14 protein-coding genes are annotated in these 19,442 nt (G+C 44.6%); 5 read left to right on the top strand and 9 right to left on the bottom strand.

Annotated elements, in window-relative coordinates:
- Window positions 1-10 precede the first annotated feature (10 nt).
- Complete coding sequence (locus ACVBIO_RS01345; protein WP_447160294.1) at window positions 11-502, bottom strand: DNA polymerase III subunit chi; 492 nt, start codon at window positions 500-502, stop codon at window positions 11-13.
- 255 nt (window positions 503-757) lie between these two features.
- Between ACVBIO_RS01345 and ACVBIO_RS01340 the strand changes: the two genes are divergently transcribed.
- Window positions 758-1,987, top strand: coding sequence for a DEAD/DEAH box helicase (locus tag ACVBIO_RS01340; protein WP_447171821.1), 1,230 nt, complete (start codon window positions 758-760; stop codon window positions 1,985-1,987).
- Window positions 1,988-2,070: 83 nt separating this feature from the next.
- On the opposite strand, the gene ACVBIO_RS01335 is transcribed toward ACVBIO_RS01340, so the two are convergent.
- On the bottom strand, window positions 2,071-2,322 hold the full coding sequence (locus ACVBIO_RS01335) for a hypothetical protein (RefSeq protein ID WP_447160295.1): 252 nt from the start codon (window positions 2,320-2,322) through the stop codon (window positions 2,071-2,073).
- A 388-nt stretch (window positions 2,323-2,710) separates the two neighbouring features.
- Between ACVBIO_RS01335 and ACVBIO_RS01330 the strand changes: the two genes are divergently transcribed.
- Window positions 2,711-4,030, top strand: a complete 1,320-nt coding sequence (locus ACVBIO_RS01330) for a hemolysin family protein (RefSeq protein WP_447160296.1) — start codon at window positions 2,711-2,713, stop codon at window positions 4,028-4,030.
- Window positions 4,031-4,240: 210 nt separating this feature from the next.
- Here the strand turns inward: ACVBIO_RS01330 and ACVBIO_RS01325 are convergent, their stop codons facing one another.
- The 3 genes from ACVBIO_RS01325 to pepA all read right to left on the bottom strand — a co-directional run bounded on the left by ACVBIO_RS01325 (window position 4,241) and on the right by pepA (window position 11,325).
- A complete protein-coding gene (locus tag ACVBIO_RS01325) occupies window positions 4,241-5,452 on the bottom strand; it encodes an EAL domain-containing response regulator (RefSeq protein WP_447171820.1) in 1,212 nt (403 codons plus the stop codon).
- Window positions 5,449-9,426, bottom strand: coding sequence for a transporter substrate-binding domain-containing protein (locus ACVBIO_RS01320; RefSeq protein ID WP_447171819.1), 3,978 nt, complete (start codon window positions 9,424-9,426; stop codon window positions 5,449-5,451). Before ACVBIO_RS01320 ends, ACVBIO_RS01325 begins: the two co-directional genes overlap by 4 nt.
- A gap of 390 nt (window positions 9,427-9,816) precedes the next feature.
- A complete protein-coding gene (pepA, locus tag ACVBIO_RS01315) occupies window positions 9,817-11,325 on the bottom strand; it encodes a leucyl aminopeptidase (protein WP_447160299.1) in 1,509 nt (502 codons plus the stop codon).
- A gap of 222 nt (window positions 11,326-11,547) precedes the next feature.
- On the opposite strand from pepA, the gene lptF reads away from it, so the two are divergent.
- Both lptF and lptG read left to right on the top strand, forming a co-directional pair.
- Window positions 11,548-12,663, top strand: coding sequence for an LPS export ABC transporter permease LptF (gene lptF, locus ACVBIO_RS01310; RefSeq protein WP_447160300.1), 1,116 nt, complete (start codon window positions 11,548-11,550; stop codon window positions 12,661-12,663).
- On the top strand, window positions 12,660-13,718 hold the full coding sequence (gene lptG / locus ACVBIO_RS01305) for an LPS export ABC transporter permease LptG (protein ID WP_447164465.1): 1,059 nt from the start codon (window positions 12,660-12,662) through the stop codon (window positions 13,716-13,718). The genes lptF and lptG overlap by 4 nt, the downstream gene beginning before the upstream one ends.
- A 324-nt stretch (window positions 13,719-14,042) precedes the next feature.
- Here lptG and ACVBIO_RS01300 read toward each other — a convergent pair whose 3' ends face one another.
- The 4 genes from ACVBIO_RS01300 to ACVBIO_RS01285 form a co-directional block, all read right to left on the bottom strand.
- Window positions 14,043-14,552, bottom strand: coding sequence for an RDD family protein (locus tag ACVBIO_RS01300; protein ID WP_447160356.1), 510 nt, complete (start codon window positions 14,550-14,552; stop codon window positions 14,043-14,045).
- A gap of 71 nt (window positions 14,553-14,623) precedes the next feature.
- Window positions 14,624-14,878 carry a DUF2960 domain-containing protein gene (locus ACVBIO_RS01295; protein ID WP_012276091.1) on the bottom strand — a complete coding sequence of 85 codons (255 nt, stop codon included), beginning with the start codon at window positions 14,876-14,878 and terminating at the stop codon, window positions 14,624-14,626.
- A gap of 45 nt (window positions 14,879-14,923) precedes the next feature.
- Window positions 14,924-15,403, bottom strand: a complete 480-nt coding sequence (locus ACVBIO_RS01290; RefSeq protein WP_447171818.1) for a GNAT family N-acetyltransferase — start codon at window positions 15,401-15,403, stop codon at window positions 14,924-14,926.
- An 85-nt stretch (window positions 15,404-15,488) separates the two neighbouring features.
- Window positions 15,489-16,973, bottom strand: coding sequence for a carboxypeptidase M32 (locus ACVBIO_RS01285; protein WP_447171817.1), 1,485 nt, complete (start codon window positions 16,971-16,973; stop codon window positions 15,489-15,491).
- 594 nt (window positions 16,974-17,567) lie between these two features.
- Here ACVBIO_RS01285 and ACVBIO_RS01280 point away from each other — a divergent pair.
- Complete coding sequence (locus ACVBIO_RS01280; RefSeq protein ID WP_447171816.1) at window positions 17,568-19,394, top strand: S8 family serine peptidase; 1,827 nt, start codon at window positions 17,568-17,570, stop codon at window positions 19,392-19,394.
- The last annotated feature ends 48 nt before the right edge of the window (window positions 19,395-19,442 follow it).

The raw sequence follows: 19,442 nt of genomic DNA, 5'->3' as shown, positions 1-19,442 counted from the left end.
TTATCTCAAACTAAAAATTAATTGGTTGTGCTGCTAGATCTTGGGTCGTTAATGCTATCCCAAGAGCGCGATACTGCCGATAGCGATCGCGAGCAATCGCTTTGTGGCTATCGTCATTGGCAACGAAATCGATAATCTGTCCAAAGTTTACCGCAAATTGCGGTACTTGGTCTGCAAGATTAAGCAGAAGATGACGTTTTTTGTTGGCACCAAGCCTATCAAAGCCGATTTCTACCGGAGCGCCGCCGATTGGGCCTTCACCTTTTAGGTTGTGGGGCACAAATGATTGCGGCTCAAATTGCCAAAGCAGCTCGTCAATAGCATAAGCTTGCTGTTGATCTTGGCAATGGATATAAACCAACTCTTGAGTAGCAAAAGCCCGCTCTGCCAATTGGCAAGCGAGTAAGTACACTTGGTCCTGCGCAGATTTAGGCGCATTAGATGCAGGTTTTGCGTCCTTTGGCATCATGTAAAACAGGGCTTGCGACTGACTAAAAGACATAGTGGGTTATCGGCATAGTGGGTTGTTGGCGTTATTGTCTTAGCTTTTTGGCTGACGAAAGAGAGGATTTTACACTAAAAGTCGCTCATAGATCAGCCTCTAATCACTGATTTATTTATTGATGCACCCAGTTAATCGGTGTGGTTAGTTGCCACGTTTGCATCGAGAGTGGGCTGGTGATGGGGTAAAGAGTTAATTTTACTAATCACGTCGCTGTGGTTACACTCCATGCACTTGCCGATATTAGCCGATACTATGAATTTTTCCGACCTTAACCTCAGCGTTGAAACCCTATCTAAACTGCCAAGCAGTGTTTCTGTAGCCACTGAAATCCAAAGACTTGCTATTCCTGAAATATTAGCGGGAAAAGACCTCTTAGCATTGGCACAAACGGGCAGCGGTAAAACCTATGCGTTCGGTTTACCTTTATTGCAAATCATCACTAATGATGGCGTTGAAAACGGTAAAGTAAAGGCGCTGATTCTGGTGCCTACCCGAGAGCTTGCGTTGCAAGTCGGTGAGGTGCTTAAGCATATCTCAGTTAATATTCGGTTGACGGTATTATGTGGTGGTGTTGATAAGGCCAAGCAGCTTGAAGAGCTTGAGCTACAGCCTCAGCTTATTGTGGCAACACCAGGACGTTTACTCGATTTTCTACGCCAGCAACTTATTACATTGGAAAGTGTAAAGCAGTTGGTGCTAGATGAGGCCGATAGGCTGATGGAAATGGGCTTTTGGCCTGATATCGAACGCATTATTGAATGTATTCCTGCAAAGCGACAAACCCTATTATTTTCAGCGACGTTAGCTCCTGAATTAAAGGACAAGGCGTTGAAGTTACTACATGCTCCGAAAAAGTTGGCTGCCCAAGCTGTGAACAGTGTAACGAGTGACATTAAAGAGTTACTGTTCCTTGTCAACAAGGGCGATAAAGCGAGAGCGTTGATTGCATTGAACCAAATGCATCAATGGTCACAGGTATTAGCTTTTGTTAATGCCCGAGATGATGCCGATAAGTTAGCAAAAAGGCTCGTTAAAGCAGGTATTAATGCGGCGGCCTTGCATGGTGATAAAGAGCAGCTTCAGCGGCAGCAAACATTGGAAGATTTAAAAACGCGTAAACTGCAAGTGTTAGTGACTACGGATTTACTGTCTCGCGGCATTCATATCGATGCGCTGCCTGTAGTGATTAATGTCGAGCTACCAACAAGCGCCCCTGTATATGTGCACCGTATTGGCCGCACGGCTAGAGCGGGTGACAATGGGGTGGCTATCTCGTTAGTGTGTCATAGCGAGTCCGATAACTTGAAGGCGATTGAGCTATTAACTAAGCGAGAAATGAAACTTGAATCGCTCGAAGGGTTTGAGGTGACAGATAAGCCTGCGTCGGGTCAGAGTAAAAGGGCACCTCGGGATAAAACAGCCAATCGACGCAGCCAGAATAAGCGCAGCGCCAAAGACTTTGTCGCTAAAAAGAAAAAATAACCTATACCCCTTTACGTGTGGGGCTGCCTACTCTTATTGACATGCCTAGCGGCTTATTTAGCAGACTCGGTTATTTCGGCTTGTTATTTTTTAGGGCGATCTCGTGCCCCTGCAAGGCGACCGAAAAATAATGATAAGCCGACAGTTTTACGTACATGCTCAGCCCAAAAAGCGCCAATAAGAAAGCCTATCGCAGCCCACAGTGCCAGCATATAAGCATTAAGTTGACCTGATTGCAGGCTGATAGCGATGCCAATAAAAGTGCCAAGCAATGTAGGGGATAGCGCCACTGCTAACCATTGTAAAGAATGTACTAGCCATCCAATAAACTTCATTGATTATCCTTAATCTTTATAAATGCAGTTTGAGTCTCGCACTTTACTCAGCTTTGTGACAAATAGCCACTCATACCCGTGTTGCTTGAGAAATTATATCGGCAGCGTTAGGCCATATAGTTAGTTACAACTGTGTGGTTATTTTTCGTACAAACATAGGCTTAAGTTAAGCCAATATTTTTTGTTTCAGTGATAAAAAAATAGACGCTCACATTGTCTAATTTATTAGCTGGTGAGTTGTCTGTATTGCGGATATACTCCGCGATCGCGCCAATAGTGGTTGGTCATTATACAAAGTTCTACTTGGAGAAAGATAAATACTGCCAAGAAGAAATAATGATATGCAGTAAAGGGATAAGTCTGTTTTTAGTTTTGATAAAGGTGCTAAATGAGCTTCTTTGATAATGCTGTAATTATATTACTCCTGATTGGGGTGAGTTGTTTTTTTTCTATGTCGGAAATAGCCTTGGCGGCAGGGCGTAAAATTCGTCTGCGTCAGCTTGCGGCTGAAGGTGATATTCGCGCCAATAAAGTCCTGTTGCTGCAAGAGCAGCCAGGTAATTTCTTTACTGTGGTGCAGATAGGTTTAAATGCCGTGGCGATTATGGGTGGTATCGTGGGTGAGTCAGCGTTTACGCCTCATATTCACGCATTCCTATCGTCTTGGTTGAGTGGACCTTGGTTAGACAAAATGAGTTTTCTACTGTCATTTGTGATTGTGACCAGCTTATTTATTTTAATTGCCGATCTTATCCCTAAGCGCTTAGCGATGGCCTTTCCGGAAAAAGTGGCTATGACCTTTGTTAGCCCTATGATGGTCTGCATCGTGGTGCTTAAACCGCTGGTGTGGTTCTTTAACGGCTCTGCTAACTTCGTATTCCGTGTGTTTCAAGTGCAAACGGCGCGTAATGATGCGGTGACTTCAGATGACATTTATGCGGTGATGGATGCGGGTGCAGAAGCGGGGGTGCTAGATAAAGGCGATCAGCTGATGATGGAAAAAGTGTTTGAAATGCAAACCATTCCCGTCACGGCAGCGATGACAGCACGTGAAAGCTTAGCTTATTTTCTTCTGCAAGATAGTGAAGATGAAATTAAGCATAAGATAGCACAGCAGCCTCATTCTAACTTTCTTGTTTGTAACGAGCAGTTAGATACTGTGGTGGGCATCGTCAATGCGAAAAAGCTACTTATCTGCTTGATTAATGGTGAAAAAATCAGCCTTAAAGATAAAAGCCTTGTGAGTAACTGCTTTATCATTCCTGACACTTTAAGCTTGTCTGAGTCGATGGATTATTTTAAGAATAGCCGAGCAGACTTTGCGGTAGTGATGAATGAATACTCCTTAGTTGTGGGCGTAGTCACCGCTAAGGATCTGCAAGATGCAGTGATGGGCGCGTGGTCTTTGCCTGAATGTGAAGAGCAGATTATTGCTCGCGATGAGCGTTCGTGGCTGATGGATGGCGTGACGCCGATTACCGATGTGATGCGAGCACTGGATATTGAGGAGTTCCCTCAAAATCATAACTACGAGACTATCGCGGGTTTTATGATGTTTATGCTGCGCAAAATTCCAAAGTGCACCGACTCGGTTAATCATGCAGGCTTTAAGTTTGAAGTGGTTGATGTTGATAGTTATAAGGTCGACCAGCTCTTGGTTACGCGAATTGAAGAAGAGACCACTGAGACTCTAGAGGTTAACGCTTAAGCATAAGCAATCAGCGTAAATCTATTTGCATATGGAACATATGAAAACGGCTGAGTCTATTTAGACTCAGCCGTTTTTTTGGGCTGGCGACTTCTGTATTGAATGGCTTCTGTATTAATAACCTTTGCGTTAATGACTTTACCAGGGGAACAGCCATCATTCGCCTTGATTGAATTAAAGCGCTAAGTCGCTGGCTTTCTTGTGCTGAGGTTAAGCCTTGCTGGAAATGCTATTTGCTTTGATTTTCCAGCTCTCATGCCAGTCGTGTAATTGCTCTACAGGCATTGGCATAGCGATATAATAACCTTGGGCTAAGGTGCAACCTAATGATTGCAAGCGCTGCCACAGAGGCAATGTTTCCACTCCCTCGGCAACAGACTCTAGCGATAAACGACGGCTTAACAATAGACAGGCTTCTACAATCGCTGCGGCGGTATTACTCGTTTCCATCGATCGAATAAAGCTCATGTCTATCTTGAGAGAGTCAAATGGTAAGGTGTCTAACAGTGATAATGATGAGTAACCCGTACCGAAGTCGTCAATTGATAAACTAAATCCGTGCATCGCGAGACGCGACGCTGCCTCTAATGCTCTGCCCGTATTTTCTAAGGCGTCAGTTTCAGTGATCTCAAAATAGAGTTGTTTGCAAAGGTTAGGTTGCTGTTCTGCTAAAGAGAGCACTTGGTAAACAAAATGATTATGCGTCAGAGTGGTAGGCGTAATATTAACTGCAACGGGGCGTTCGCCGAGCTCATGTTGATGCTGTAGCACATAGTTGATGCTTAATAGGGCTAATTGCGCATCTTTTTGCATTTTGCTCAATAAGGGTAAAAAACATGCTGGCGGTAATACACCTAAGATAGGGTGTACAAAACGGATCAGCGCTTCACTACTTCGCCATTCACCGGTATCTAATGTGACCAGAGGTTGAAAATAAGGCTTAATCCAACCCTGCTCTAATGCATGTTCGAGTTCCTGTTCAGTAAACACTTTGTTTAATACCGATGATCTATGAGTAGGCGTCATGGCGCTGCTAAGCCGCTCAACATTGGCCAAGTCGAGTAGCTCTTTTAGTGTATTCATCTTCACCGGCTTACTGATGGCACCAATCACTTTAAGGTGATAGTTCATACACATTTTCTTTACGGTATCGAGTACGATCTGGTTACTGGCACTAGTGATAATAATGCTGCCAGTAAAAGACAGCTCACTGATATGACTTAAAAAAGTGATACCGTCCATTTCTGGCATTTTTAAGTCACACAGTAAGATATCGGGCTTAAAACTTGCCATTATTTGTAATGCTTCAACACCTGAAGCGGCGGTTTTAATCTGCGCAATGTGAGGCATATTAATCTGCTCTAGCTGCATTAGCATAGCTTCACGCTGAAACTGGTGATCTTCAATCAGTAGGATTTTCATGTTAATCGCTTTACCTGAGTCGAGATCTGGCTCATTAGCTGTTTCAATTGTGCAAGTTGTCGTTGCACCGTGTCGATATCTTGAGTCGAGGCTGCTTTTTCGATTTCACTGCAACATGTGGCTAAACGTTCACACTCAATGACGCCAGCTGCGCCTTTTAGCTTGTGGGCGTGATGTGCGGTAGCGATAAAATCTCGGCCTACGACAGCCTGGTTGAGTGCTGCAGTATCTTGAACACTGGTGGTGACAAACTTATTGAGTAAGCTGATACATATCGCTAAGTCGCCGAAATTAGCTTCAAGTGCAGCAATATCGATAATCAGTTGGACTTTTTCCTCTGTCGCTACGCAAGGCTGATAAGTGGCATTATCAACGTTCTCGGCATTCTCAAGATGAGCTACATTGTCTGCAGCGGCTTTAATGTGGCTGCTCAGTACCGTTTGTAGCTGTTGTAATGTGACCGGCTTAATTAAATAGTCATCGAAACCAAGCTGATGGCAACGGTTTCTTTCACTGGACATGGCATTAGCAGTGAGAGCGATTACGGGTAGACGAGGCAACTGTTTTTGCCTTTCATTGTCGCGGATAGCGCTTACTAAGCCGTAACCATCGAGTTCGGGCATATGGCAATCGGTAAGCAATAGCATGTATTTCGTCTGCTGGTAAGCTGTTAATGCCTGCTGGCCATTATCAAAGATATCTGCAAAGTAACCCAGTTTACTGAGTTGCATCCTAATGACATCTTGATTGATTGGATGATCTTCTGCGACCAGAATAAGCTTATTTTGTGCAATGGCTTGTTCACGGGTCAGGGCTAACTTTATGTCTCCCTTCATGCCGATATATTGGTTTTTAAAGAACTCTGGCTTAGTCATAAGGTGCAGCAAGTGCAAAGGGATCAAAGGGTTGACTGACAGTGCCCAACCTAGTGTTGCCGGTGTTGGCGACAGCATACTCTTGTTTTTAAGTAAGATGACTTGTACGCCGGGTATATTGTGGTTAATCCAGCTAGGGGTCATCGATTGCTGTTCACACCATGCTTCGCATAGCAGTAATACTTCGAGCTTTTGCGTGGCGACATAGCTTGCAAGCCCCGTTTTATTATCTGTGCCTAATAGATTAAAAGTGGTGCAATGCCAATTGATTAAGTATTCACTAAATAGATTGTAGTTACTTTCATCAGTGACAATGATGCCGCAACGCTTGTTGACGATAGTGGGGATTTCAACTGCTACGGTTGGCAAGGTCAGATTAAAGCGGAAAGTACTGCCTTGGCCGTTGGTGCTGGTTACCGATATTTCTCCACCCATGAGTTTAACCAGTTGCTCGCAGATAGATAAGCCTAAGCCTGTGCCATTAAAGCGTCGCTCACTGCTGAGGTCAACTTGCTCAAATGGCAAAAATAATTTGCTAATATCTTCCTCTCGGATCCCTATGCCACTATCTGTTACAGCGAAAGTGATGGTTTGCTCTTTGTCGGTTGCGCTCAACAGGCCGACGGACAACCAGATCTCACCTTCTGTGGTAAATTTCGATGCGTTATTGAGCAGGTTGTTCAATACCTGTTTAAGCCGCAAATTATCAAGAGTTAACGAATAGGACAGTTTTGGGTCAAGCCAAAGCTTGAATTTAAGGCCTTTTCGCTCAATATGGGCAATATGTGGTTGGACTAACTCACAGATAAAACTGCTTAACTGACATACATCTGGGCTTAGTTCTAATTTCCCAGCCTCGATTTTCGAAAAATCTAAAACGTCATTAACAATATTGAGCAAGTTGCTACCTGAATGGGTGAGGTTTTTATGGATCCCATAAAGTTCGTTGCTGTTTAGATGCGGAGCCATGAGCTCTAATAGGCTCAAAATACCACTGATTGGCGTACGAATTTCATGGCTCATCATGGCCAGAAAGCGTGACTTAGCTACCGTTGCAGACTCAGCAATCAATCGAGCTTCGTCCAGTTCAGCCTGTTTCTCTTTAATGACAGTGATATCGACTAAGGTGTAGGTCCAATGCTTATTTCTATCCTCTTTTGTACAGGTGCCCGTGAGCTGATACCAAGAGATCTTACCGTCAATATTAAGCTTCATTGTTGTATAAAGTGAATCTCGGAATCGGGACTCTTCAATATCAGTTAAGAACCCATGCTCGTCTGCGTGCATGGCTAAAAATTCCATAAGCAGATGCGGCGCTTGATAGAGTTGATTAGGGGTTAGACCAAAGTATTTTTCGATATTACCACTGATAAAGCTCCAAGAAATATCTTCAATATCATCGCCATAGCGTATTAGTTGTGCAACGACGCCACCAAAGTTGTTATTCACCAGTCGTAGCTCTTTTTCGATACTCTGTCTCTGAGCTATTTCAGCTTTTAACTTTCTGTTTGAATAGGCTATGACTAAAAAAAGCGTAAAAATGCCACCCAGTACTAGCAATAGCCAGTTGGGTATTTTTTCAAAGGAGAAGTCACTATCGATACTGACATTATTCCATTTATGAGTAATAGCCTGTAATTCATCCTTATCAATAGCGTGTTTTGTCTTATCAATAACAGATAATAGAGCGGGGTTAATTTTATTCACTGCAAAGCTGACGGGGCGGCTCTGCTGCTCTATCGGGGTTGTTAGGATCTGAATTTTCCCTAAGTAACGCGCGCTAATGACTCTGCTCGCCTTCGATAGCGGCAAAATACCGACCTGAACTTTACCGTTAATAACGGCATTAAGCAGGTGTTTAGTGGTGTTAAACCTGGTTACATTGGCATAGGGAAAATCTTTTTTAGTGTCAATTTGCTGCTCATGCCTGCTTAAAATCCCCAGTCTTTTAGTCGTTTCTAGCTGACCAGTAGCCAGGTTCGTTGCGGCAATCGCAATCCAAGGATCTTGTATGTAAGCTGTTGTGCACTGCGTAAATGGATGTTTTCCTTGCACGCAGGTAAAGGCTGGAATGAGTTCAAACTCATTTTCAGCAAGGTACTTTTCAATATTTTGACCATTGAATTCAGTGGCTTCAATTTTTAGATTTAGTTTGTTGGATATCGCTTTTAAGATATCGGCGCCCATTCCATCCATTTCTCCAGCGTCATTGGTGAAGGTAAATGGGTAACTGTCAGCAGAGTAAAGCACCTTAATGACCTTTTTATCTCTGATAGCATTGCTCTCTGATTCGGTAAGGTTTAAGCCTTGATGCTGATAAATATATTTAACTTGAGAGCTGGTCAGCCAGGCTTCATAGAGTTTGTCGAAGGTCTCTGAAGGGATCTGTTTGAAGCCATCATTTAATCGTTCGATCAACTTGTTATTTTCGATGAGTCCCGCGAAGTGCAAACTTTCAAGAGGCATGTCGTTAAGCAGGCGAATATTTAATTTTTTCGGTGCATATTGGTGGATAAGTAAGTAATCAAGAGTGATCGCATTACTTATGTAGGCATCTGAACTACCATTGAGCACCGCTTTATAAGCAGATAGGCTATCGGTGTAGTTGATGACTTTGACACTATTAGGGCCATTTCTGAGTTGCTCATTAATCGCAAAGCCTTTTTCGGTCGCGATGCGCAGGCCTTTTAACTCAAAAAGGCTATTGGTATTTTCTTGATAAGTGATCCCTGCAATTGGTACCAACATAAGCGGAGAACTAAAACTTAGCCAAGTCATTCTCTCAGGAGTCTTTGACGCCCCCATAATGATATCAATCTCACGATCACGCAGTGCTTGATTCACTTGTTGGTAGTTAGGATAAGTCACGACCTCTGTGCGGTAGCCGCTGTTCTTAGTGATCTCTTGTAAAATTGACGGCAGCAAACCGATCGCATTTCCATCTTTACCAATGTAAGTAAAAGGCTGCCAGTCAGCTACTGGGTAGCCGACTCTGATCACTTGCTCTGCATTGGGCAAGTGCGAGTCTTCATTTTCTTGATCCGCTATGGCGGGTAAAGAAAAAACAAACAGAAAAAATACCAGAAATGCGTTACGCATATTGCAGCCTATGTTGGATTACGGCAGTAATAAATAAAATGTTGATGCACAGGCAGCGACTACTAACGAGGGGAGTTCGCAGTAGAGTCTTAGTTAAGATTAAGTGGCTGGTGTCAGTGTTTTGTGCGAGATTAAGTAGCTTAAAAACTGAGGCTGTGAATTTTTGCGTATTGTAAGCTCAATTCATTAATTGTCGATATCTTGTGATAATAATTATGTCAGCCAGCTCTCATTTTGAAGATATTTTCAGCAAAAGGAGTTTCTTTGCTCATGACGAGCTTGCAGGGATGTTTATTCACGTAGGGCTTAAGCTTGAAATAAAAAAGGCTAAACCGGCTGGATTATAGAGTGAAAACCGTGTTTAGCCTTAATGTAAGTGTTCGCGTGGGGTTATTCGCCTTGCTCTATGCCTGCTCGGTTAAGCAAGAACTGAGTCAATAGCGGAACTGGACGACCCGTAGACCCTTTGTTGGCACCGCTGTTCCAAGCTGTACCAGCCACATCTAAGTGGGCCCAGTTATACTTCTTGGCAAAGCGAGACAAGAAGCAAGCTGCAGTGATTGAACCTGCCGCGCGGCCACCTAAGTTAGTCATATCAGCAAATGGGCTTTCCAAGTGCTCCTGGTACTCATCCCATAACGGCATGCGCCATGCGCGGTCGCCACTTTGCTCGCCAGCATTTAATAACTCATGCGCGAGTGGATTGTGACCAGAAAACAGGCCTGATGCGTGTTTACCTAGTGCGATAACACAAGCGCCAGTTAATGTTGCAGTATCGACCACAAGCTCAGGATCGAAGCGCTCAACATAGGTGAGCACGTCACATAATACTAAGCGGCCTTCGGCATCAGTGTTTAGCACTTCAACGGTTTGGCCAGACATAGTGGTAAGGATGTCACCTGGACGATAAGCATTGCTTGATGGCATGTTTTCACAACCAGCCAAAATACCAATGACATTGATAGGCAGCTGCATATCACACAGGGCTTTCATGGCGCCAATAACACCGGCAGCACCACCCATGTCATACTTCATTTCATCCATGGCTTCGCCAGGTTTAAGTGAAATACCACCAGAGTCGAAAGTTAGTCCCTTACCGATTAACACGATTGGCTTTTCTGTATTATCAATGGCGCCCTTGTATTCCATAATGGTCATTACTGACTCATTATCGCTACCACGGCCAACCGCTAGGTATGAATTCATGCCTAGCGCTTCCATTTGCTCTTCACCGATAGTTGTCACTGTTAGGTTTTCAGTGTTTTCGGCAATCTGGCGAGCCTGTGAAGCAAGGTAAGCAGGGTTACAGATATTTGGTGGCATGTTCGCTACGTCGCGACAAAGGTGCATACCTGCTGAAACGGCCATACCGTGTTCAATAGCACGCTCACCAACCGTCAGCTCGCGGCGAGTGGGTACGTTGAATACTAGTTTACGCAGTGGACGGCGAGTTTCACCCTTACGGGTTTTTAGCGCGTCAAAGCAATATAGGCTATTTTGTGTGGTTTCAACGGCTTCACGTACTTTCCAGTATGTATCGCGTCCTTTTACATGTAACTCGGTAAGGAAGCATACAGCCTCCATTGAACCCGTTTCATTTAAAGTGTTGATTGTTTTCGTAATGATTTGTTTGTATTGACGTTCATCAAGTTCGCGCTCTTTACCGCATCCGACGAGCAAAACGCGTTCGCTTAGTACATTCGGTACGTGATGAAGCAACAACATTTGTCCTGGCTTTCCTTCCAAATCACCACGACGAAGTAAGTTGCTGATATAGCCTTCACTGATTTTATCTAACTGTTCGGCGATACCGGACAAGCGTCTTGGTTCGTATACACCTACGACGATACAAGCTGAGCGTTGTTTCTCTGGACTACCGCTCTTTACGCTAAACTCCATGAGCTCTCCTAGATTCTTAAAGACAAATTTTATTATTTATTAGATAATGTCTGCTTGTGCCCAAAAGGGCTCGAATATGGCGCACCCTATAATTTTCTTTTCAGGTGTTTTCCCTGGCCATGTTATGTACTTGTTGGTAACAAAACTACTAAAAGTAGACAGTCTACATGAAAGTTGTATTGATACCAGCATAAATGAACGTTTGGAGACCGGATCCTCACTGTGATTGTATTTAGATACCTGATTCGAGAAGTTTTTAAAGCGCAAATAGCGGTACTTTTGGTGTTGTTAGCTATTTTTATTAGCCAACACTTTGTCCGCGTGCTTGCTGATGCCTCTGACGGCGAATTTCCTGCCTCGTTAGTTATGACCTTACTGGGTCTTAACTTGCCGTTTCTTACTGTTTTGGTTTTACCGCTGAGTCTATTTTTGGGCATTTTATTAGCCCATGGACGTATGTATGCCGAAAATGAGATGGTTATTTTTCATGGGGTAGGGATCAGTGAGTGGTATATCACCCGAGTCACACTATTGCTTGCTGTGATGAATATGGTGTTTACCGCGTTCCTATCAATTTATGTTGCGCCTTGGGCTGAGGAGCAGCAAAACCAAGTGCTTGAACATGCCAAATCCGAAGCGGGACTGGCGGCATTAACCCAAGGACGTTTCCAAACGAGTCCAAATGGACGAGCGGTACTGTTTGTTGAGCGCATTGGTCGTGATAACAAGTTAGATAAAGTGTTTGTGGCTCAGTTGCCAGAACCGGATGATGAAACTGGCGTCGCCAATGTAGTCGTTGCGCGCTCTGGTAAAGTGGTTGAAGACGGAACGGGTGGCCAGCGTTTGCAGCTAGAAGATGGCGTGCAGTATCAAGGCAGTCCGAAACGTGTCGATTACCAAGTCGTCGAGTTTGGTGGCTATCAAATGCAGATTAAAGAACAAGAGGTTGATGAGCGGCGCCGTAAGTTATCGGCCATGCCAATTGGTCAGCTTATGGATATAGATAGCCCAGAAGCGACAGCTGAATTTCACTGGCGACTAGCAATTCCGCTGGCGATCCCATTGATGACCTTAATTGCAGTGCCAATGGCGCGCGTGAATAATCGTCAGGGTAAGTTTGCTAAGATGTTCCCGGCTATTTTGTTATATCTTGGTTACTTTGGTTTGATGGTTGCTGGCCGTAAATCCTTAGAAGATGGCGTAATCCCTCAGTATTTAGGCATGTGGTGGATCCATGCTTCAGCCCTGGTGATTGGCATATTACTGCTCGGTAAAGAGCGGCCGTTAGGGGCGAAGGTTACTGGCCTGTTTAAGCGTAAAAAGGCGGCCAAAGCATGAAGATCTTAGATATCTATATCGCTCGCGTACTGATTAGTACCTCTTCATTGGCATTATTAGTACTCACAGGTTTGTCAGGCATTATTAAGTGGGTCGACCAACTTCGCCTTGTGGGACGAGGCACTTACACCATGATGGATGCTGGTGTTTACGTGTTATTTTTGATCCCAAGAGATATTGAACTGTTTTTCCCTATGGCCGTTTTGCTCGGCGCTTTGATTGGTATGGGAATGCTCGCGTCAAACTCTGAGCTGGTGGTGATGCAGTCATCAGGACTTTCGCGCCTACAAATAACCATGTCGGCGATGAAGACGGCTATCCCATTGATGATCATCGTAATGATGCTCACAGAGTGGGTTGCTCCTGTAGCGGAGTTGCGCGCTAAAGAGATCAAGCGAACCAATATATCCGGTGGCAGTTTAATCGATTCTAATCGGGGCATTTGGGCTAAAGATGGTGACCTGTTTGTTAACATTGCAGGGGTTGTCGATAGCGATAGTTTGCGTAATATCACCTTGTATGAATTTGACGATACCACTAACTTAACCAGTACAGTGCATGCGGACTCAGCTGAATATAAGAAGAATTATTGGCAGTTATATGATGTCAGAAGAACCACAATTAACAATAATCAGGTAGTGCTAACTAACTTAGAGGAAGATAAGTGGATTTCGTCGCTAACACCGGAAAAACTCAGTGTGGTGTCGGTTAAGCCTGAATCTTTGTCAATTGAAGGTTTACTTGATTACTTGGATTATCTAAAGAGCAATAATCAGGCGTCAGAACGTTATGAGTTGGCCCTGTGGCGTAAGTTGCTGCAGCCGGTCACGGTCGCCGTGATGATGTTAGTGGCGCTTTCATTTGTATTTGGTCCACTGAGAACGGTAACGATGGGCGCACGGGTATTGCTAGGCGTTGTAGCCGGGTTTAGCTTCTATATCTGTAGTGAGATTTTCGGCCCATTGAGTATAGTTTATGGCTTGCCGGCGTTTATTAGTGCCGCTATGCCTGCATTGATTTTCAGTATTGGAGCGCTCTACTTTATCAGGAAGTAGCGATTTTAAATTAGCGTAATCAATCACGCTGACAACCGTTTTAGGAAGCTGATGCTCTACAGAGTATAAGCTGATAAAGCGCCATTAAAAAAGCCAATCAACACCGATTTTAAAGGGGTGCGATTGGCTTTTTTTGTGGGCGATTATCAAAGGCTTTAGAGAGTATGCTGTAAGTACCTGTGCTAACGTTCAGCACTGCTACTAGTACTTGTTACTGGCACTTAGCATTAGCACTCGACGTTTAGCAACCATTAGCCATTTCGCGCTGATTGGTATAAGGCGTAGCCGACAAATACTGATTAGCGCCTATCATTAAGCTGTGTATTACACGCCGTGCCAGTTACGCATTTGGTTTGCTTCTTTAGACAATTCGACAACTTCTGAGCGAGTCATCATATCTTGCAAGGCAAGCTTATCGCCATTGATAAGGATCCATAAGTTACCAATTCCAAGTAGTGACCAAACAAGTCTAGCGGCCGCAGTCACCATGCTAAGGTTTTGCCCATTAGGATGCTGGATTTTAAGGCGCCAAGCCCTCATCCCTAATGTTTGTCCCCCCTTGCTCCAAAAGCTGATATAAAACAGACCCACACATAGCACAATCCAAAACTGATAAATGCCTTTATATAGTGCAGTTTCATTAAGCAAGTCAGAGACGTGCTCAAACCCCGCCATATCGATTAGGCCACTGGCAGTTAAGCCGGTAAAAATACCGAAGCCAATCGCGCCCGCAACCATATAAACGGCAACAGCGAGAAGAAGATCATAAACACTGGCACCACAGCGCTTAATAAAGCTCGCGCGTGGAAAGTTGGCGTGTTCATTATTGGGCATATAAGAAGTCGTCATTTATATCACTTTTATTAGGTTTATTGGATGGTGATAAACAGTTACTGGCTCACACGTTATGACTTTTTCGGTTCATCTTTATGGTAGTAGATGTCACTAAAGCCAAAGCGTGCGAACTCTTTAGCGCGAAAGTCTTTAACAGCAGAGGAGCCTTTTGAGGTCATAGCAACTTGCTGCTCCATCATCAGGTATTGTGTTAAATCAACGCCTTCTGCTGCAGCTACTGCTTCGTAGATGTCATGAAACTTGTCGTAAGCAAAGTTAATCTCTTTTGCTTGGTTCTTAAATTTATAGGTGATTCTGGTTGCCATTTTTAGCTTCTCTAATGAAATTGCCCTTATGATACCAAATCTCGGCTATAAGGTATAAACCATATAGCAGGCATCCTCGGTATAGCTAGAAAGATCCTTTTCGATAGGCTTGCTCTGAAAGCCCTGTTTCGCCCAGTAATGGTGTGCGCCCTGAACGGCTACCAAAGAGATCGTTGCGTATTGCTGTAGCTTCGCAAAATTAACAAGGGCCGTTAGAGCGAGTCGACCCGCTCCTTTACCTTGAGCCTTAGATGAAAGAGCAATATCGTGCAAATACAGGGTATTTGCAGCTTCTATCTCTGATAATACTTGCTCTAAAGAGGGCGGAGTATCGAGTATCCAAGGGTGTGATAAACAGTAACCTATCACTTGCGATTGTGACTCAATGACAAAGCAACTCTCTGGAGAGTGGCGCCACTTACTTTGCAAAACATCGAGTGATTCAGGCTCGATTTGCGGGTAGCACTCAAGTTGGATTGCTAGAATATTGCCCCAATCTAGAGGTTGGATCTGACGTAACTTCATACCGTGTCCTGTTAGTTGCCCTTACTTCCAGCACCTTGAACACAAGCGCTGGAAGAATGGCGGTAGCCTGTAATTTATAACTAGCTTAAAGGTAGCGTTGTTCTAAGTGCTTCTTAAAGTGTGCAGGATTAAGGGTTTCACCCGTTGCTTGACGCATCAAGTCGTTGGTCTCTAAAAGACTACCTTGCGACCAAACATTGTCATGTAACCAGCCGGTGACATCTGCGAGTTTTCCTGCGTCAATTAAGGCCTCTAAGTTACCGATACTTTGTTCCATTGCGCCTTTAAATTGGGCCGCGTACATAGCGCCTAGTGTGTAACTCGGGAAATAGCCAAGCTCGCCTACAGCCCAATGAATATCCTGCATACAACCATTCTTATAATCACCGTCAGTGTTTATCCCCAACAGCGCCTGCATTTGAGCAGACCAGAAGTCGGGTAAGTCTGCGACCGCAAGCTGACCTGTGACCAGGGCCTTTTCTGCTTCAAAGCGCAGCAAAATATGACAAGGGTAGGTCACTTCGTCGGCATCGACTCGGATGTGTCCCGGTTTGACTCGTGAGTAGATGTTTGTCAGTTGCTGGTGGCTTAGCTCGCAGCCAAGTAGTGTTGTTAAGTGTGGCTGAATAAGCTTTAGAAACGCAGGGCCACGGCCTAATTGCATCTCACAGAATAGACTTTGGCTTTCATGCAGTGCCATTGAGCGCGCAAGTCCAGCAGGTTGGCCGCGCCAGGCTAGTGGTAAGCCTTGCTCGTATTTAGCGTGACCCGTTTCATGCACTATACCCATCAATCCGCTGGTAAAGTCAGCCTCATCGTAGCGAGTCGTTAGGCGCACGTCACTGGCGACGCCACCACAAAAAGGATGGTTACTGATATCGAGCCTGCCATGGTTAAAGTCAAAACCGAGAATATTCATTACCTCTCTGCCGAGCTTAGCTTGGTTATCAGCACTGGCAGTCGGAATAGTAAAACGGGGTTGTGACTTTTGCTTATCTTGAATCGTTTGAATTAAGCCTGGTAACCATGACGTTAATTGACCAAAGATTTGTTCGAGGCTAGCGGTGGTCATTCCGGGTTCAAATTTATCGAGGAGCGCATCGTAAGGGCTAACATTCTGTGCTTCGGCGCGAATATAGGCTTCCTCTTTGGCTAACTCCATAAGGCTTTCAAGATTAGGCTTAAAGCCTTGCCAGTCGTTATTACGACGTTGCTCACGCCAGGCTTGTTCACAGTGATAAGCCGCCTTAGTTTTGGCTTCGACTAAGTCTCCGGGAACCACGTTAGCTTGTAAGTACTGATAGCGAATTTCACGCAAGTTAGCTTGCTGCTGCACAGTGAGTGGCAACTGCTCAGCTTCCTCAATAGTGTGAGCTAACATTGGCGCTGTTTTTAATGAGTGAATATGTTTGGCAAGTTCGGCCATTGCCGCGCCGCGAGCGTCACCCCCTCCCATTGGCATCATGGCGGCCTGATCCCAATCACCTAACGCACTTAGATGCTCAAAATGGCTAATACTTTGAAAGTGTTGAGTTAAGGTTTCATAGTGCGGGTTTGTGTTGCTGCTCATAATGTTTATTTCGATCGAAAGGTTTACGGCTATGCTAGCACGTAATTTTGCGTCCATTAAGCGCTAAAAAGCTTAGGTATGTCTCCAGTCTATGCTGTCAGTAGATCTACTCGCTAATTTATCCATCCAGCGTGCCATGAGTCGAAACCATAACGGGAAGTCAGTCATATTGAGAGCTATTGAGGTAGAGGATGAGTCATTAGGTTTAGACTGATTTAGTCGTTTTTACTCGTAGCATTTTTAAAAACGCATAAATTATTTGTGCATATAAATTCGTTTTTTGTGCTTATTAAACGGATTGAGCTAACGGGTTTGTATGCTGGGCTATTGTAGCTTAAGGGGCAAATAATTAAGTGAAATTATGTGACCTATCAGCCTCCTCCTCCCACCTCATACTTTTGAACTATTATTCAGTCCTACTTTAAGTTTTCACTATAGCCTTTGTTAATGAATCGTTATCGATGCGGGCGTGTGCTAGGTTTTATTTTGTGATTTAGTTGTTTTCACCAAAAAGAAATAATAAAAAAGTTTATAAAACTAAAAATAGAGTGGGTCGCAGTGCTCGGTCTAATGTTTGAATTTTGGAGCAAAAATATGAAATTAACAAAAGTAGCTACGGCGTTAATCGCTTTATCTCTTGGCATGTCTGCAGGTGCTATGGCAAGTGAGCGATATGTTATTCAGGTCGATAATGATAAGAAAGGCGTGATTAAAGCTTTAGCTAAGAAAGTGGGGGGAGAGCTAAACCTAGAGGGCAATGGCTTTATTGCTGCGACATTTTCAGGCAAAGATTTAGCTCAGGTTAAAGGCCTATTAAATAACCCGCATGTTAGATTAGTCGAAGTGGATCAGCCCCGTTTCTTAATGTCATTTAGTGATGACGCAGGTAACCCAATGACGGAGCAAGTTACGCCATATGCGGTTAAGCAATCAAACGTCAACGATATTAGTTTTAATGCTAGTGCTGGTATGAAGGTCTGCGTTATTGACTCAGGCTTAGATAGAAGTAACCCTGATTTTGTTTGGAATAATATTGATGGTGATAACGATAGCGGCACAGGTAGCTGGGACCAAAATGGTGGGCCACATGGTACTCATGTAGCCGGAACAATTGGTGCTGCAGATAACAGTATTGGCGTAGTGGGCATGGCACCGGGTGTCGATATGCACATCATCAAAGTGTTTAACGCTGATGGCTGGGGGTATTCATCTGATCTTGCCCATGCAGCAAATCTATGTAGCCAAGCCGGCGCTAACATTATTAGTATGAGTTTAGGTGGTGGAGGCTCCAACTCTACCGAGTCTAATGCATTCCAATCATTCAGTGATGCAGGTGGTTTAGTGGTCGCTGCTGCAGGTAACGACGGTAATAGTGTTAGATCTTATCCCGCGGGCTATCCATCAGTCATGATGGTGGGCGCCAATGATGCTAATGACGCGATTGCTGACTTCTCGCAATTTCCAAGTTGTACGACAGGCCGAGGTAAAAAGCAGCGCACCGACACCAGTATCTGTGTCGAAATTGCTGCAGGTGGTGTCGATACCCTCTCGACGTACCCCGCGGGGATGGCGACGGCTTCAAATATGAGTGTTGATGGCAATCCGCTAGCCAGCTCAGCAATGGAGAACGCGGGCTCTATAAATGGCAGTACTTACTTCATGGGCACCGCTGAAGCAATCGATTCAGGTGCGAATGGGAAAGTATGTGTTATCGATCGCGGCGTTATCTCATTCCATGACAAGGTGCTCAATTGCGAAACCTCGGGTGGTGTCGGTGCGATTATCATCAACAATGAACCTGGCATGCTTTATGGCACGTTAGGTGATACAAACGCTACGTCAATTCCAGCGGTTGGCGCAGCATTTGAGGACCGAGCATTGGTCGTAGGGGCGGCGAGTGCTGAGCTCTCAATTGGCACATCTGATTACGGCTTTATGAGTGGGACCTCAATGGCGACGCCTGCAGTATCAGGTATCGCAGCACGGGTTTGGTCTAATCATAATCAGTGTACAGGTGAAGAGATCCGTGCGGCACTCAACGCGAGTGCTAGGGATTCTGGCGCTAGCGGCCACGATGTCTACTTTGGACACGGTATTATTAATGCAGAGGCTGCAGATACATACCTGACTGCAAATGGTTGTGCAGGCGGTGATGGCGGGGGCGATCCGGGGACGGGTGATGGACTGACCGTAACCACTAATCACTACAAGCAAAGAGGCGTAAAGATTGTAGAGCTGAACTTTAGTGGCGCAGCGGGTAACAATGTTGATGTTTACCGCAACGGTACTCAAATCGATACCGCCTCTAGTGCAGCGACCTATACCGACAGAATTACGACTAAAGCTGGCGGAACCTATACCTATAAAGCCTGTGATGCAGGAACATCAACTTGTAGCGCGGATGTCAGAGTCACTTTCTAAGTATTTATAATGCTACTCAACATAAGAAGGCCTGCAATTGCAGGCCTT

Source organism: Shewanella sp. 0m-8 (assembly GCF_052977265.1).
Note: the sequence above shows the minus strand (reverse complement) of the source record. Positions and strands in the feature narration are given on the sequence as shown.

What these genes read in the sequence shown, in the direction of transcription:
- ACVBIO_RS01340 (WP_447171821.1), top strand. Translation starts at nt 758, where the DNA reads ATGAATTTTTCCGACCTTAACCTCAGCGTTGAAACCCTATCTAAACTG.
- ACVBIO_RS01320 (WP_447171819.1), bottom strand. Translation starts at nt 9,426, where the DNA reads ATGCGTAACGCATTTCTGGTATTTTTTCTGTTTGTTTTTTCTTTACCC.
- ACVBIO_RS01295 (WP_012276091.1), bottom strand. Translation starts at nt 14,878, where the DNA reads ATGGCAACCAGAATCACCTATAAATTTAAGAACCAAGCAAAAGAGATT.
- ACVBIO_RS01300 (WP_447160356.1), bottom strand. Translation starts at nt 14,552, where the DNA reads ATGCCCAATAATGAACACGCCAACTTTCCACGCGCGAGCTTTATTAAG.
- ACVBIO_RS01285 (WP_447171817.1), bottom strand. Translation starts at nt 16,973, where the DNA reads ATGAGCAGCAACACAAACCCGCACTATGAAACCTTAACTCAACACTTT.
- pepA (WP_447160299.1), bottom strand. Translation starts at nt 11,325, where the DNA reads ATGGAGTTTAGCGTAAAGAGCGGTAGTCCAGAGAAACAACGCTCAGCT.
- ACVBIO_RS01345 (WP_447160294.1), bottom strand. Translation starts at nt 502, where the DNA reads ATGTCTTTTAGTCAGTCGCAAGCCCTGTTTTACATGATGCCAAAGGAC.
- ACVBIO_RS01330 (WP_447160296.1), top strand. Translation starts at nt 2,711, where the DNA reads ATGAGCTTCTTTGATAATGCTGTAATTATATTACTCCTGATTGGGGTG.
- ACVBIO_RS01280 (WP_447171816.1), top strand. Translation starts at nt 17,568, where the DNA reads ATGAAATTAACAAAAGTAGCTACGGCGTTAATCGCTTTATCTCTTGGC.
- ACVBIO_RS01325 (WP_447171820.1), bottom strand. Translation starts at nt 5,452, where the DNA reads ATGAAAATCCTACTGATTGAAGATCACCAGTTTCAGCGTGAAGCTATG.
- lptG (WP_447164465.1), top strand. Translation starts at nt 12,660, where the DNA reads ATGAAGATCTTAGATATCTATATCGCTCGCGTACTGATTAGTACCTCT.
- ACVBIO_RS01290 (WP_447171818.1), bottom strand. Translation starts at nt 15,403, where the DNA reads ATGAAGTTACGTCAGATCCAACCTCTAGATTGGGGCAATATTCTAGCA.
- ACVBIO_RS01335 (WP_447160295.1), bottom strand. Translation starts at nt 2,322, where the DNA reads ATGAAGTTTATTGGATGGCTAGTACATTCTTTACAATGGTTAGCAGTG.